The 14,501-nt window shown below is 66.5% G+C and carries 12 protein-coding genes and 1 pseudogene; 12 read left to right on the top strand and 1 reads right to left on the bottom strand.

All coding sequences use genetic code 11. The features are described from left to right. The 4 genes from ACTHNQ_RS17460 to ACTHNQ_RS17445 form a co-directional block, all read left to right on the top strand. Positions 1-425: Gfo/Idh/MocA family oxidoreductase (locus ACTHNQ_RS17460; RefSeq protein WP_440335221.1), on the top strand; the 425-nt coding region annotated here is incomplete at its 5' end. Between the two features lie 15 nt (positions 426-440). Next, a complete protein-coding gene (locus ACTHNQ_RS17455) occupies positions 441-1,307 on the top strand; it encodes a sugar phosphate isomerase/epimerase family protein (RefSeq protein ID WP_440335220.1) in 867 nt (288 codons plus the stop codon). 67 nt (positions 1,308-1,374) lie between these two features. Beyond that, positions 1,375-2,259 carry a sugar phosphate isomerase/epimerase family protein gene (locus tag ACTHNQ_RS17450; protein WP_440335219.1) on the top strand — a complete coding sequence of 295 codons (885 nt, stop codon included), beginning with the start codon at positions 1,375-1,377 and terminating at the stop codon, positions 2,257-2,259. Continuing rightward, entirely contained in the window at positions 2,256-3,287 is a 1,032-nt protein-coding gene (locus tag ACTHNQ_RS17445) for a Gfo/Idh/MocA family oxidoreductase (RefSeq protein WP_440335218.1), read from the top strand. Before ACTHNQ_RS17450 ends, ACTHNQ_RS17445 begins: the two co-directional genes overlap by 4 nt. A gap of 59 nt (positions 3,288-3,346) precedes the next feature. On the opposite strand, the gene ACTHNQ_RS17440 is transcribed toward ACTHNQ_RS17445, so the two are convergent. After that, entirely contained in the window at positions 3,347-4,774 is a 1,428-nt protein-coding gene (locus ACTHNQ_RS17440; protein WP_440335217.1) for an FAD-dependent oxidoreductase, read from the bottom strand. Positions 4,775-4,969: 195 nt separating this feature from the next. Between ACTHNQ_RS17440 and ACTHNQ_RS17435 the strand changes: the two genes are divergently transcribed. The 8 genes and pseudogenes from ACTHNQ_RS17435 to ACTHNQ_RS17400 all read left to right on the top strand — a co-directional run. After that, positions 4,970-5,980 (top strand): LacI family DNA-binding transcriptional regulator, encoded by a 1,011-nt coding sequence (locus tag ACTHNQ_RS17435; protein WP_440335216.1) that lies wholly within the window; start codon positions 4,970-4,972, stop codon positions 5,978-5,980. 189 nt (positions 5,981-6,169) lie between these two features. Further along, positions 6,170-7,366, top strand: a complete 1,197-nt coding sequence (locus tag ACTHNQ_RS17430) for a CaiB/BaiF CoA transferase family protein (protein WP_440335215.1) — start codon at positions 6,170-6,172, stop codon at positions 7,364-7,366. Continuing rightward, positions 7,356-8,114, top strand: coding sequence for an enoyl-CoA hydratase/isomerase family protein (locus tag ACTHNQ_RS17425; RefSeq protein ID WP_440335214.1), 759 nt, complete (start codon positions 7,356-7,358; stop codon positions 8,112-8,114). Before ACTHNQ_RS17430 ends, ACTHNQ_RS17425 begins: the two co-directional genes overlap by 11 nt. Before the next feature lie 61 nt (positions 8,115-8,175). Further along, entirely contained in the window at positions 8,176-10,149 is a 1,974-nt protein-coding gene (locus ACTHNQ_RS17420) for a DUF2264 domain-containing protein (RefSeq protein WP_440335213.1), read from the top strand. Between the two features lie 91 nt (positions 10,150-10,240). Next, positions 10,241-11,071, top strand: a complete 831-nt coding sequence (locus ACTHNQ_RS17415; protein ID WP_440335212.1) for a sugar phosphate isomerase/epimerase family protein — start codon at positions 10,241-10,243, stop codon at positions 11,069-11,071. Between the two features lie 651 nt (positions 11,072-11,722). Continuing rightward, positions 11,723-12,769 (top strand): hydroxyacid dehydrogenase, encoded by a 1,047-nt coding sequence (locus ACTHNQ_RS17410; protein WP_440335211.1) that lies wholly within the window; start codon positions 11,723-11,725, stop codon positions 12,767-12,769. Positions 12,770-12,909: 140 nt separating this feature from the next. Next, positions 12,910-14,214 (top strand): ABC transporter substrate-binding protein, encoded by a 1,305-nt coding sequence (locus ACTHNQ_RS17405; protein ID WP_440335210.1) that lies wholly within the window; start codon positions 12,910-12,912, stop codon positions 14,212-14,214. A gap of 90 nt (positions 14,215-14,304) precedes the next feature. After that, positions 14,305-14,501 (top strand): annotated as a pseudogene (locus ACTHNQ_RS17400) (sugar ABC transporter permease); the annotation flags it as partial.

Here is a 14,501-nt window from a genome sequence, read left to right as displayed (position 1 = left end):
TCCCGCGGCGCAACTCGCTGACGCCCGAGCACCTGCGCGAGCCGATCCTGGTGATCATGGAGCTCGAGAACGGCGTGCTCGTCGATGTCGAGATGAACGTGAGCGTGCAGTTCGGGTACCAGGTCGCGACCGAGGCTGTGTTCGAGAAGGGGATCGCCCGCATCGGCCAGCCGTCGGGATTGCAGCAGTGGCGCGACGGACAGTTCCTCGTGAACGAGCACGTCAGCTTCACCACGCGCTTCGCCGACGCCTACGACCGCCAGATCCAGCGGTGGGTGGATGCCGTGCGCGACGGCCGTCTGGTCGACGGCCCCAACGCGTGGGACGGCTACCTCGTCGCCCTCGCCTGCGAGGCCGGGGTGAAGGCTCTCGACGGCGGTATCGTTCCGGTCGAGGCCGCCGAACGCCCGGCGTTCTACGCCTGAGTCGGAGGAGACGTCATGGTCCGCATCGCGCTCGACCCCACGCCGTACCACCACAGCCACGGGCTGCTCGACTTCCCCGACGTCGCGGCGCGACTCGGCTACGAGCACCTCCACCTCACACCGCACGTCGACTTCGCGCCGTTCTTCCGGCATCCGAAGGCCGACGACGCCCTCGTCGCCGCCCTGAAGAAGAGGGCGGCCGACGCCGGCGTGGCGATTCCCGCGCTGCTGCCCGTGCAGCGCATCTCGTCGCCCGACGAGGCGGAGCGGGTAGCCGCAGTGCGGAACTTGCGCCGCATCGTCGAGCTCGCCGTCGCCCTCGAGGCACCCGTGCTGAACACCGAGTTCTCGGGCCGCCCCGAGCGCCAGGAGCAGAGTGAGGACGCGTTCTACCGCTCGATGGAGGAGCTGCTGCCGATCCTCGAGCGCGAGGGCGTGCAGCTCAACCTCGATCCGCACCCCGACGACTTCGTCGAAGACGGGCTCGAGGCGTGGCGCGTCATCCGCGGGCTGAACACCTCGGCGGTCGGATTCGTCTACGTGGCGTCGCACACGTTCCACTACGGCGACCGTGCGACGACGCTGCTGCCGAAGATCGGCGACCGCCTCGGAGCCGTGTACACGGCCGACACCTTCGACCACCACCGGTCGCACGGCTTGCGCTACATCTCGAACCCGCCCGGCAACCAGGCGCGCATCCACCAGCATCTGCGAATCGGTGACGGCGACGTGGACTGGGCCGAGTTGTTCGGCACCCTCCGCGCGATCGGCTACCTCGACCGCGACGACGCCCTCATCGTCTCGAACGTTTTCGCCGAAGACGAGGCGGCCGACGAGGTTTCCAGCTTCCAGCTACAGCGCCTGCGCGAACTCATCGGCTGATCCCACCCTCTCGCCTCACGCAATCGCGCCGCCGTCGTACCGGCGCATCTCTTCTAAGAAGGAACACATGAGCAAGATCTCGATGAACGTCACCACGACGTTCCACAGCAACATCATCACCGACATCCGGCTTGCGAAGGAGGCGGGCTTCGGCGGCATCGAGCTGCAGACCCCGAAACTCACCCGCTACCTCGACGCCGGTTTCACCGCGGAGTCACTACTGCCCCACCTCGACGGCCTCACCGTCACCGGGGTCGGCGCGGCACTCGACGCCGAGCGCGACGGGGAGGCGCGTGAGCGGTTCCTCGCTGAGGTTCGGCGGCTGTCGCACGTGGCCCAGGTGGTTGGGGCGCCCATCGTGCAGGTGTGCACTGGTCCCGTCGACTGGAATGTCGTCAAGGATTTCCGTGCCGGCCGTCTCGCCGCCGATGACCCGCGCTACCGCGGCACACTCGGCCAGACCGACGCGGAGGCCGTCTCGGCCGTCGCGCGCAACGTGCGGGAGGCCGCCGACATCGCCGCCGACCACGGCGTGGGCATCTTCCTCGAACCGCTCGCCTGGTCGAATGTGAACCGCTGCGCCCAGGGGCTGCGCGTCATCGAGGAGGCCGGTCGCCCCAACGTCGGGTTGGCGCTCGACACCTGGCACTTCTGGACCGTTGGTGACACGCTCGAAGAGGTGGCAGCGCTGCCGAAGGAACTCATCAGCGTCGTACACATCTCGGACGGCCTCGACCTCGATCGAGCGAACGAGGTGCCCGACCAGAGCGTGCACCGCGACGTCGTCATCGGCGGCGGCGCCATCCCCCTGCAGCAGTGGGTCGACGCGATCAAGTCGACCGGCTACGACGGATGGTGGGCCTCGGAGATGTTCTCCACGCGGGCCGCTGAAGGAGACCTGCTCGATGTGGCCACGACGATCCGTGGCCTGGTCGAGATCATGGTCGCGTGAGCGAAGGGGAGAAGCAGATGCAGCGTTTCGCTCTCATCGGCGCAGGGTTCATCGGTGCCGTGCACGCGGCGAGCCTCGCCGCCCACCCCGGCGTGCGGTTCGAGCTCGTGTACGACGTCGCCACGGACCGTGCGGAGGCGCTCGCGACGACCCACGGCGCGCGCGCGGCGGCCGATATCGCCGAGGTGTTCGACCCCGACCGGATCGATGCCGTGGTCATCGGCTCGTCGACCGACACGCATGCCGAGCACCTCCGCCGGGCAGCGGATGCCGGCATCGCGGCGTTCGTGGAGAAGCCGATCGATCTCGACCTCGCTGCCGCACGGGAGACCGTCGCGTACGTGCGACGCAGCGGCATCGTGGCGATGGTCGACTTCAACCGCCGCTTCGACCGCGATCATGCGGAGCTGCGCCGCGTCGTCCAGGCGGGCGAGGTGGGGGCGGTCGAGCTGGTGCAGCTCAGCTCGCGCGGCCCGGCATCGCCGCCGCTGGAGTATGTACGGGTATCGGGGGGTCAGATGCGAGACCAGACGGTGCACTTCTTCGACCTGGCCCGCTGGATCTGCGCGGCCGACCCCGTCGAGGTGTATGTCACGGGCTCAGCGCTGGCCGATGCCCGCATCACGGAATACGGTGACGTCGACACGTCCGTGGCGACGCTACGGCTCCCAGACGGCGGCCTGATCCAGATCGACAGCATTCGGCGCACCGGCTACGGTTACGACGAGCGCATCGAGGTCATGGGTGCGAGCGGGCTCGTGGAGTCGCGCCGCCAGGCCTGCGGCAATGTGGTCCGCTACGGTGGCGTCTCCGCGGTCGCCGACGGCCTGCATCCGGGCTGGTTCGAGCGCGTCCAGCCGACGTACGCCGCGGCGATGGGGGCGTTCGTGCAGGCGCTCGAGGACGGCACCCCGCCGCCGGTCTCGCTGGAGGACGGGCTAAAGGCCCAGGCCATTGCCGAAGCGGCGACGGCCTCGCTGCGCAGTGGCCGCCCGGAGTCGATCGACTACGGGAGTGGGGCCGCTTGAGGACGAGCACGGTGATGATCGACAGAACCGTGGCCTGACCCGGGAGCGCTGCTCCCGGGTCAGAGCAGGCTGCCTCGCGATCTCATGACCTCTGCTACCTGTTCCCCCGCCAGGTCGCGGAAGCGTACCTGCGACGTAAGCGAGAGGTGAGCGGCGACGCCGGCTGCGTGGCCGTACTCGAAGCACTGCGCGGTCACGCGTGCCGAGGCGAGTGCCTCGTGCTCCGCGCTCAGGGACCGTCCGGCCACGATCACGTTCTCAGCCTGCTCCGGCACGAGTGCGGCGTAGGGTACGTCGTAGTAGTCGTCGAGGATCCACTGCAGCTTCGGTCGGTCCCCAGAGTGCAGTTCGATCGGCCAGGGTGACCGGCAGATGCTGTCGGCGCGTTTGCGCGCCGCGACAACGTCGCCGTTGGTCAGCTGGCCCGCTCCACGGATCGTGCGCGTCTGGCGGATTCCTACCTCGACGCCGGTGTCGACGAGGAATGCATGCTCGCAGCCGGCGATGTGCTCGCGGAAGAACTGCTCGTACGCCCGCACCTGGCGTCGCCCATCGATCTCTGCCTCCGTGAAGTCGGTTGGATCGATGACGTTGAGCACACGACCGTCGCGGCCGGTGAGGCGCGTTGCGTTCACCATCAAGAGGCCGGGCCGGGGGCTGGGAAAGGCCCAAATCTTCGACCGCGGCAGGTCGAGCCCGCCATCGGCCGCTGCCGCCACGATCGCCGCGGTGGCACTCGGAGGGCAGATCGTGTCGTCGCCCCACGACGCGCGAAACCGGTCGACGTCGACGCCGGCGAGCCGGAAGAACATCGTCGGGTTCTGGATCACCCCGTGGTCGCCATAGTCGAACCCGAATCCACCGCGTGCCACGACCGCCGCGTCGCCGGAGGCGTCGATGATCCGTCGTGCGGTCATGACCGTCTGCCCTGCATTCGACTCGAGCACCAGTCCGTCCAGCCGATCCTGCTCGCCGAGGACCCCGATGACCGCGGTGTGGAAGAGCACCTGCACCCCCGCGCGCTCGAGCAGGTCGTCTGCAACCTCGCGCCACATGTATGGGTCGTGAGTCACGGTCCAGGTCTTGCCGTAACGCTGCGGTGGGGTGAGGCCGCCGCGTGCGTCCAGTGCGGCTCGAAAGCGCTCGGTGAAGCCGCGGACGACCTGCACGGGCTGCGCCTGCGGATCATCCGATGCAAGATACATGCCGCAGATGGTCCCGGACATCCCGGCCACCGCGGCACCGCCGCAGAATCCGTACCGCTCGATCAGTGCCACAGTGAGACCTAGCTCGGCCGCGGTCACCGCCGCCGCCACGCCCGCGGGCCCGCCCCCTACGACCGCGACGTCGACGTCGGCGAGTAGAGGAAGATCTGCGCGGCTCGCTGTGCGTTGCCCGATGTGCCAGCCTGCATGGTCGCCGGTCGTGATCGGCTCGTCTCTGGTGCGGGGCGCTGCAACGCGGCCATCGCGATCACCGAAACTCACGTTCGTCTCGACGCCAGCACTCGTGACTCTCGCCCGAGCCGCGGGCCTCGGAGCGGTGTTGCCGGCCATCTCGCACCCTTCGTCGTAAGGGCCGCAATCCACCCGGGCCCGAATGTCGAGGCAAGTGAAGCACACTGAACGACCGTGCGCAACCGATTGTGCATCGATTGTGCATCTTCCGATACCCTGACCAGGGTGACTACTCTTGCTGACGTCGCCCGCTCCGCGGGCGTCTCCACCTCCGTCGCCTCACGGGCGTTGAGCGGGGATGTCACGACGCGGATGAGCGCCGAGACGCGCGACCGGGTGCGTCGCGTGGCCATGGAGCTCGGCTACGTGGCGAACCATCGCGCGCACGCCCTGCGGAAGTCTCGCTCGGGCGCGATCGCACTCGTCGTGCCGGACCCGAACAACGCCGTCTTCGCTTCGATGCTGCGAGGGGCCCGGAATGCTGCAGTCGGACGAGATTTCCTCATCGTCCTCGGCGAGGCGACGCGGGGTACCGGCAGCCGCGACTACCTGCGCGCACTCGTGGGCGGGGCCCGGGTGGACGGGATTCTGCTGCAGCGTCCCGAGGATATGGGCGACAACGTCCTCACCGAACTGGTCTCGGGAATCACGCCGCTGGTGCTGGTGAACTCACGGCTGCCGGGGCATGAGGGGTCTGTCGTGCTGCCGGACGAGGAAGGCGCCCGGATCGCTACCGAGCACTTGATCGGACTCGGCCATCGCCGTATCGCGCACTTCACCGGCCGGCGCGAGCACGACACTGCCCGCCGGCGTCACGACGGGTTCCTCGACGCTCTCCATGCTGCAGGCCTGCGACAGCGCATGGACTGGATCATCGAGTCGGGCTGGGAGGCGCCGGACGGCGTGGAGGCGATGCGCCGCCTCCTCGCGCTCGAACAGAGTCCGACCGCGGTCCTCGTCTCCAGCGTCAATGCCGCTGTCGGCGCGGTCGGCGAGGCCGCGCGCGCCGGTGTCCGGGTGCCGCAGGATCTCTCGATCGCCACGATCAATGACACCTGGGTCGCCTCTGCCATCGCGCCTGCGCTCACGACGGTCGTCATGCCCCTCGCCGAGCTCGGCGCCCGGGCCGCCGACATGCTCCTCGACTTCGTCGTCTCGGGAACTCCACCCACGCACGAGGTCGTCGCGGGCGCGCCCCAACTCGTCGTGCGGGAGTCCACCGCATCACCCGCCTGAAAGCCCAGTGAGGCGGCGACCATGCATCGGCCGATGCGCCGGGCTGGTCGTCCGCCTGGTGGACTGGGAAGGCGAGCGGGCTGTCACATCTGCGCACAACCGATTGTGCATTGGCGTCGGCAGTGGTTATGATGCTCACGTTCGGGCATCGGTCGGATGGGTCGGACGCCATCGTCGAAGGAGTCAACAGTGCTTTCCGGGATCCGCGTGCTCAGCTTCACCCACTTCCTCCAAGGTCCCTCCGCGACTCAGATCCTGGGGGATCTGGGAGCCGAGGTCGTCAAGATCGAGCCTCCGACGGGTGCGTTCGAACGCAGTTGGTCCGGGCCGGATGCCTACCTCGACGGTGTGAGCGTGTTCTTCCTACTCGGCAACCGCAACGCGCGGAGCATCGTCATCGACCTCAAGGCCGAGGGTGCCCGGGACGTCATCGATGAACTCGTCCGCGGCGCCGACGTCCTCATCGAGAGCTTTCGCGCGGGCGTCATGGACCGCCTCGGGTTTGGCTACGAGCGACTCTCGGAGATCAACCCCGGGCTGGTGTACGCGTCGCTCTCGGGATACGGCTCCACCGGCCCGTACAAGGACCGCCCTGGACAGGACGTGCTGATCCAAGCCATGTCAGGTTTGGCCATGGCGACGGGTGGCGGATCGACGCCGCCGACCCCGGTCGGAGCCTCGGTGATCGACCAGCATGCCGCAGTGCTCGGCGCGCTCGGTATCCTGGCGGCGCTCCATGGCCGCGAGCGCACCGGTCGCGGCACGAAGGTGGAGTCCAACCTGTTGAGTGCGGCTCTCGACCTTCAGATCGAGCCGATCTCATATCACCTCAACGGGTACCGCGGCACCCGTAGCGACTCGGGAATCTCTTCCTCCTTCTACAAGGCGCCCTACGGCGTCTTCCGGACCGCAGACGGCTGGCTGTGCATCTCGCTGACGTCGCCAGCTAAGCTCGCCGCGGTCTTCGACGACGAGTGGTACCTCACCGTGGCCCCCGCGAACGAGTATGAGCGGCGTGAGGAGGTCAACTCACGAGTAGCCGCGGCGATGACCGAGCGCACCACAGGGGAGTGGAGCGAGCTCTTCAGCGCCCACGCCATGTGGTTCGCGAAGGTCAACGACTACGACGAGGTCGTTGCCGACCCCCAAGTGATCCACAACGGCAACATCATCGAGTTCGAACATGATGACGCAGGAACCGTCCGGCTCCTCGGCCACGCGGTCACCTACGACGGAAGACGTCCCGGCGTACGGACCGTTCCGCCGCGACTCGGCGCCGATACCCGCGACGTTCTCGCCGAGCTCGGCTTCGAGTCATCCCGAATCGAGCACCTCATCGCGTCCGGCGCGGTGAGCGACGAGAGGCAGACCACCGATGCTGCGTGAGACGGGCATCCGGGAGCAGGTCGACGCAGGCGTGCTCACATTGACGCTCGATCGTGCCGAGAAGCGCAACGCGCTCGACACCGAGATGCTGCAGGCGCTCGAGTCCGCGCTCGCACCCCGCGCCGAGGTCCGCGCGGTCGTGATCCGCGCCGAGGGTGCCGCCTTCGCGGCCGGAGCTGACATCGGTGTCTACGCGACATCTAATGACGAGACACTCGACGCATTCACCGCACTGGCGAATCGGGTCGTGGACGCGATCGCCGCACTTCCTGTGCCAGTCGTGGCGGCCGTGCAGGGACTTGCGCTCGGTGGAGGGTTCGAGCTCGTGCTCGCAGCCGACATCGCCCTCGCCACGCCTGCCGCCTCCTTCGGCCTCCCCGAGCTACGACTCGGTCTCATTCCGGGGTGGGGCGGGACGCAACGTCTCGCAGATAGCGTGGGTCCGAGACGCGCTCTCCACCTCATCCTTACCTCCGGCAGGATCGATGCCGCAGCCGCGCTCGAGCTGGGACTTGTCGCCGAGATCGTGGATACGTCGGAACTGGATGCGCGTGCGGCGGCGATTGCCCGCACTCTCGCGACCGGGCCCGCACGCGCGATCGCGGCAGCGAAGACCGCCGTGCGTGGCCGACGCGCAGAGGAGGGGTACGGGGCAGAGCGCGCGCTCCTGTCCGAGCTGTTCCGGAGCGACGACGGGCGCGAGGGCGTGCGCGCCTTCGTGGAGAAGCGACCTCCGCGCTTTGCGTGACGCCGCTCGTTCCCGCGTTCGCCCATCGACGGATTGAGCACCTGTGACTGGAGAAATCGACATGACGCAACCCGCTGCACTCTCCCCGCTCGAGAGCACCTCGTTCGCTCTCCGGACGACGTCGTTGCCGGCCGAGGACCGGACCGTCAGCCCGTACACGGGGCTCACTCGCGCTCATTGGGTGGCTGTTGCCGAAGACCTGCTGTTCTCGGCGGCAGAATACCGGTCGGAGTCGGGCGCGCGGATCAATCTGCCCGGTCGTCCATCCATCGCAGGTGATCGGGCCGACGGTCTGGAGGGATTCTCCCGAACCTTCCTGCTCGCAGCATTCCTCCACGTCGGGGATCCGGTTGCGGGCGAGGCCCACCTTGCCCGCTATGTCGAGGGGCTGATCAGAGGGACCGACCGCGGAGCGTCGAGGCCTTCTGACGCGTGGGAGCCGATCGGGCACATCCACGAACGATGGGGCCAATCGCAGGTTGAAGCCGCTTCGATCGCCTTGTCTCTGCACTTGACCAAGGCGGACAGTTGGAACCGCCTTCCCCTCGGGGCGCAGGACGACGTCGAGGCTTGGCTGAGAACAGCCCTCGACAAGGAACCGGCGCCCAACAACTGGTACCTCTTCTCTCTCACTGTTGCGAGCTTCCTGGAGGCGGTGGGCCGGGGGGATGAGGCCACGTCCGCAGTCATCTCGCGCGGTCTCGCGCTGGCGGATCAGTGGTACCGGGGCGAAGGCTGGTACAGCGACGGGGATGCCGAAGCCTACGACCACTACATCGGCTGGGCGATGCATCCGTACCTGCTGTTTCACGCCGTCCTCAGCGAATCGTCAGAACTGAAGGCGCGTTTCGGTCCTCGGTTGACGGAGTTTCTGCGAAACTTCTCGTTGACGTTCGATCGAAACGGCGCCCCCTTGCACATGGGGCGCTCCCTCACCTACCGGATGGCGGCCGTCGCTTCCATCGCTTTGGGCGAAGTGACGGGGTTTACACCCCTGGAGCACGGCCAGTCTCGCCGTATTATGTCGGCCGATCTGCGCTACTTCCTCGAGCGTGGCGCTACGCGCAACGGCATCTTGACGATGGGCTGGCACGGACCGCATCAGGCCACGCTGCAGGTCTACAGCGGCCCAGGCTCGCCCTACTGGGCGTCGAAGGGTTTCCTGGCGCTGATGCTCTCTGCGGACCATCCGTTCTGGACGGAGGTCGAAGCCGAACTCATCACAGACACCGAGTCGACAATCAGGCCCATCCGCCCAACCGGGCTCCTCGTACAGACGACAGCATGCGACGGCTTGGTACGGGTTCACAACCACGGAAGCGACGATATCCCCGCGCACCAAGCAGACGCGGGAGCGCCCGACCCATTGTATGCCCGATTCGCCTATTCGACTCGGACCGGCCCCACTCCCTTGCGCTCGCCATCGGACAACGACTTCCAGATCGAGTACCGGGAGAACTGGAGTGCTCGCCGTCGCATCCACAGAGCTGGCAGCGGGAGCAACTGGGTGGCGTCCTGGCATGCGCCGAGATTTCCCGGCAACTCGACCGGTGACGGCCCCCAGAGCGGCCCAGTCCTGCCTGCGGCGCGAGTGCAGAGTCTTGTCGTCGTCCATGACGACCTCGAAGTCCGTGTGCATCGAATTCGCCATGTCCCCCCGGCAAGCTCAGTGAGGCTCTCGGGCTGGGCCGTGGCCTCCGAAGATCTAGGGGGGCTGGAGCGGAGGAGTCGCAACGGCGACGCGACGGTCAGCACCGATGCGCTGATCTCTCGGCTGCATGGAGTAATCGGCTGGGAACGAAGCGACACCTCACTGGTTCCCAGCGGCACCGCCTTCGGAACCTGGGCCGCGGTTCCAGAACTCCACGGGACGGCGTCGGCGGACCTCTTCGTCGCGATCGCGTCGCTGAGTACTCGAGATTCGGACCCTGCACACCGCGTGTCGGTGCACGTGAAGGACGATGTCATCCACGTGACATGGCACGACGATGAGAGGACGACCGTCGTCGACCTACGGGAGCTCGATTGGTGCTAGACGCCGCTCCCTCAGACGTGTCGCACGCCAGACGTCGGTTCTTCCCCCGTAACCTCCACCTGTTTCCCGATCCAAGGAGAGAAGGACGACTGTGCTCAAACTGTCATTCAGCACGCTCGGTACGCCCGCCTACAGTGTCGATCAGATCATCCAGCTCGCGACAGGGAGCGGCTATGACGGCGTGGAACTTCGTGCCTTGAACGGATCCGACGACCTCCTCGCGGCGCCCGAGTTCCAGGAAGCGCGACTGGAGTCGACGCTGGCCGCCTTCAGGGACGCCGGCCTGACAATACCCTGCGTGGACACCGGCGTGCTCGTGGGGACCGGCCCGGGGGACGCGTTCGCCGCCCAATTGGACGAAGCCCGAGCGTTTGCCCGTCTCGCATCGCGGCTGGAGTCCCCGCTCATCCGCATCTTCGCCGGACCGCATGTGTGGTCGGACGACGTCCCGGCCTTGTACCCGGGCATCGCGCAGTCTCTGAGGATTCTTGCGGACGAAGTGGCCGCGTTTGGGGTAACAGCGGCGATCGAGACTCACGGGAGCCTGTCGAGATCGGCCGATCTGCTCGAGGTTTTCTCGCATGGAGTCGGCGAGAACATTGGCGTCGTATGGGATGTCATGCACACCTACCGCAACGGAGAGACCCTCGAAGACTCGTATGCCGGGCTGGAGAGGTTCATCCGGCATGTGCACCTGCGCGACGCGGCGGGAATGGATCCCGCTCACCATGACTACGTCCGGACGGGCGACGGGATCATGCCCATCGCAGAGACGATCGCACTCCTTGAATCCGGGTCTTTCGATGGCTACGTGAGCTTCGAATGGGTGAAGATGTGGGTGCCCGAGTTGGAGGAACCCGAGGTTGTCGTGCCTCAGTTCGCATCGTACGTCGCTCAGTTTCGTCGACCTCAGCGGCATTAGAGATGACATGGTGTAGATCCTTGCTCTCAGCTCGGGCCTGCATCGCTGGTTAGCGTTTGGTGGCAACACTTAGATCTCACGAGCACCGCGGGCGGCAGCTGACTTCGAGTGTTGGATTCGGACGGCGGCCGTCACTAGGTTGCATTGCCTGTCGATTCAGGGCGGGCAGAGGTGGTGCCGGCCTAGTGACTGAGCCACGTCGGGAACACCAATTCGCCCCGGTTGACGGCCGACTGTGTTGGCCCGTGGTCGGTGGGGTGCGCATCGACGGATCACGTGGACCGAGCTAGGGGAGTAGAGGTTTGGCGATGATGCTGTGCTCGTTCGGCCTGAAGCCATCTGCTGTTCAAACACCGATCGGAAAACTTTCGACCAATGAAATTTGACTCTTTGAATGACCATGGATGTGTCGTATGTTCTTGTCGTTCCTCCAGGCGGCCAGGGCGCATTTGACGCCAGGCACGCGGGGACGCGACAAGGGAGTCAGAGAGTGAGGCTGGACATGATCACAGAAGTCGTTGCCGTGGTCCCGATTGGCGCGCGCCGTACATGTACGGCTTTGTCGTCCGCATCCGTTGACATCCCCGCTGAGCTGGCTGCGGTTCGCGCACGGCATCTGAACGACGCCGAACGGTCGGGGAGCTAGAAGACATGCGTTCGCTCGATATTGTTCTCGACCTGCCCAAGCACCTCGAACAGCAGTTCTTTCCCGGTGAACTGCATGCCCGGCTTCAGTCACTCGGGACCCTCCGTCGAGTGGTCGACAGCGGAGAGGGTCTGTCCGACCCGAGAATGGGTGGGGAAGTCCTCATCACAGGTTGGGGAACCAAGCTGCTTCCGGCGCACCGGCGACCGGGTGACTCGCTGCGGTTGATCACTCACAGCGCGGGGACCATCCGTGGCATGGTCCCGAAAGAGTTGATCGAGGACGGCGTGCGCGTGACCCAGGCGGCCGCCGGTCTCGCACCGCCCGTCGCTGAACTGGCGATGGCCTTCACTATCTCGCTTCTGCGCAACCTTCACATCACTGAACGCATGATGCAGGAGCGAAGCTGGGCAAAGGCGATGGCAGTTCCAACGGGTCACTCTCTGGCTGGCACACGAGTCGGGGTCATCGGTGCAAGCCGAGTGGGACAGGCATATATCAGGCTCGCCCTGGCAGCGGGCGCCCAGGTGTCCGTCTACGACCCCTACCTCACAGATGACGCAGCACAACGTCTTGGCGTCCGCTTGGTCGGTCTTGACGAACTACTCAGCACGTCGCTGGTCGTCGCCGTTCATGCCCCTGTTACAGAGGAGACTCGCGGTCTGCTGGACGCCACTCGGCTAGCCCTCATCCCAGACAATGGCGTTCTGATCAACACAGCTCGGTCGGCGATCATCGATACTCAGGCCTTGATCAGCGAACTGGCAAGTGGACGAATCAGTGCCGGGGTCCACGTTTACCACGTCCGGCCCCAGCCCCCACACTGTACCCACTGGGGGGGGGGCCCCGCCTCCACCCCGGCGCCCCCGCTGCCCTCAGAGAGTCCCCTCTGGGGGTTGCCGAACGTGATCCTGACGCCTCACATCGGAGGCATCACACGGGAAGCGCAACTCCAACAAGGAACGATTGTGGTCGAGGAGATTGAGCGTTTCGTCTCCGGGAGCCCGTTGAAGTGCGAAATCACGGCAGACCTCTACGACATTCTCGCCTGACCTCGCGTTGTTCGCGGTGGTTTGGCAAAGCAGAGCCGTGACAGCCCGTTGTCACGCGAGCCCCGGCGGAGCGTCCGACTTCGACCGGTGAACCTGATGGGCCCCAGGAAGAGGGCCTGCAACAGCAAAGGAGTACAGCAATGAAGCGCTCATACCGTAGCACGGCTGGCATCGCCGTGGTCGCCACGCTCGCCCTCGCCGGCTGCAGCGGGGGCGGCGACGCCGCCGTGCCCGAGGAGTCGTCGGGTCCGCTCACGCTCACGATGTCGGGCTGGAACCTCGACACCGCGCCCGAGTTCCAGACGCTCGCCGACGCGTACCACGAGAAGAACCCCGACGTCACGATCGAGCTCAAGGGCTACGACGCGGCCGAGTACAACACGCTTGTGACCGCCGACCTCGCTGCTGGCTCGGCCCCCGACATCATCACGCAGAAGGAAATCAAGTACGTCCCGACCTTTGTGAGTGGTGGCCAGCTGCTCGACGTGTCGGACGTGAAACTTTCCGACGACATCAGCGGCGCGAAGTCGTACGAGGTCGACGGCACCGCTTACGCGGTCCCCTATCGTGGTGACTCGTGGGTGCTGTACTACAACAAGGCGCTCTTCGACCAGGCCGGTGTCGACTACCCCGACGGTGCCTGGACGTGGGACGACTACGCTGACGCCGCCGATGCGCTGGCCGAGGGCCTGACCGCTGCGGGCAGCCCGGCCAAAGCCGCGTACCTGCACGTCTGGCCGTCACCGATCCAGGGCTTCGCCAACGCGCAGACCGACGGTGACATCTTGACGGGCGACTTTGAGTTCATGAAGCCGTTCTACGAGCGTCAGCTTGCTCTGCAGGCCGCCGGTGATCAGGTCGACTACAACACCGCCACCGCTAACCAGCTGACTTACCAGGGCGAGTTCGGCAAGCAGAACGCGGCCATGATGATCATGGGCACGTGGTACACCTCGACCCTGATCGCCCAGCAGGCGTCGGGCGACGCCAACACCTTCGATTGGGGCATCGCGCCTGCCCCGCAAGTTTCGTCGAAGACCGCTGGTCTGGACAAGACACCGGTAACCTTCGGCGCGCCGGCGGGTCTGGGCATCAACGCCGCGATCGACGAGTCCAAGGTCGCCGCGGCGAAGGACTTCCTCGCCTTCGCCGCGGGCGAAGAGGGCGCCCAGGCGCTCGCGGCCATCGGTGTCACGCCGGCGCTGCTGACCGACCCGGTCGTTGAGACGTACTTCTCGGTCGACGGCGCTCCGAGCGACGACCTGTCGAAGTTCGCGTTCTCCACGCACGAGCTTCGTCTCGAGTATCCCGTCACGGACAAGACCGCGGCGATCCAGGGCATCCTCGGCGACATGCACACCGCGATCATGTCGGGCTCGCAGTCGCCCGCGGACGCCATCAAGGAGGCGCAGGACCGCGTCGCCAACGAGGTCGGCACCGACTGACCCCCGGTCGGCAGGCTCAGGGATCCTCCGGATCCCTTAGCCTGCCGAACGACAACTTTCGTAACCACCCCATGCCCCTGGAGGTCCGCCATGGCGACCATCACCGCCACCGAGGCCGGCACCGCGCCGCCGCCCGCGCGCCGCCGGCGCTCGAAGCTGCGCCTGCGCAACACCCTCATCGGGTGGAGCTTCATCCTCCCCAACTTCATCGGCTTCGGCGTCCTCACGCTCGTGCCGATCGTCATCCTCTTCTACATGGCGTTCACGAACTGGAACGTCTTCGGCAA

This window comes from Microbacterium sp. (assembly GCF_051953575.1).
Lineage (GTDB): Bacteria > Actinomycetota > Actinomycetes > Actinomycetales > Microbacteriaceae > Microbacterium.
The sequence above is the reverse complement of the archived record's forward strand: the minus strand, read 5'-3'. Positions and strand labels throughout refer to the sequence as shown.

What these genes read in the sequence shown, in the direction of transcription:
- ACTHNQ_RS17450 (WP_440335219.1), top strand. Translation starts at nt 1,375, where the DNA reads ATGAGCAAGATCTCGATGAACGTCACCACGACGTTCCACAGCAACATC.
- ACTHNQ_RS17410 (WP_440335211.1), top strand. Translation starts at nt 11,723, where the DNA reads ATGCGTTCGCTCGATATTGTTCTCGACCTGCCCAAGCACCTCGAACAG.
- ACTHNQ_RS17405 (WP_440335210.1), top strand. Translation starts at nt 12,910, where the DNA reads ATGAAGCGCTCATACCGTAGCACGGCTGGCATCGCCGTGGTCGCCACG.
- ACTHNQ_RS17455 (WP_440335220.1), top strand. Translation starts at nt 441, where the DNA reads ATGGTCCGCATCGCGCTCGACCCCACGCCGTACCACCACAGCCACGGG.
- ACTHNQ_RS17425 (WP_440335214.1), top strand. Translation starts at nt 7,356, where the DNA reads ATGCTGCGTGAGACGGGCATCCGGGAGCAGGTCGACGCAGGCGTGCTC.
- ACTHNQ_RS17420 (WP_440335213.1), top strand. Translation starts at nt 8,176, where the DNA reads ATGACGCAACCCGCTGCACTCTCCCCGCTCGAGAGCACCTCGTTCGCT.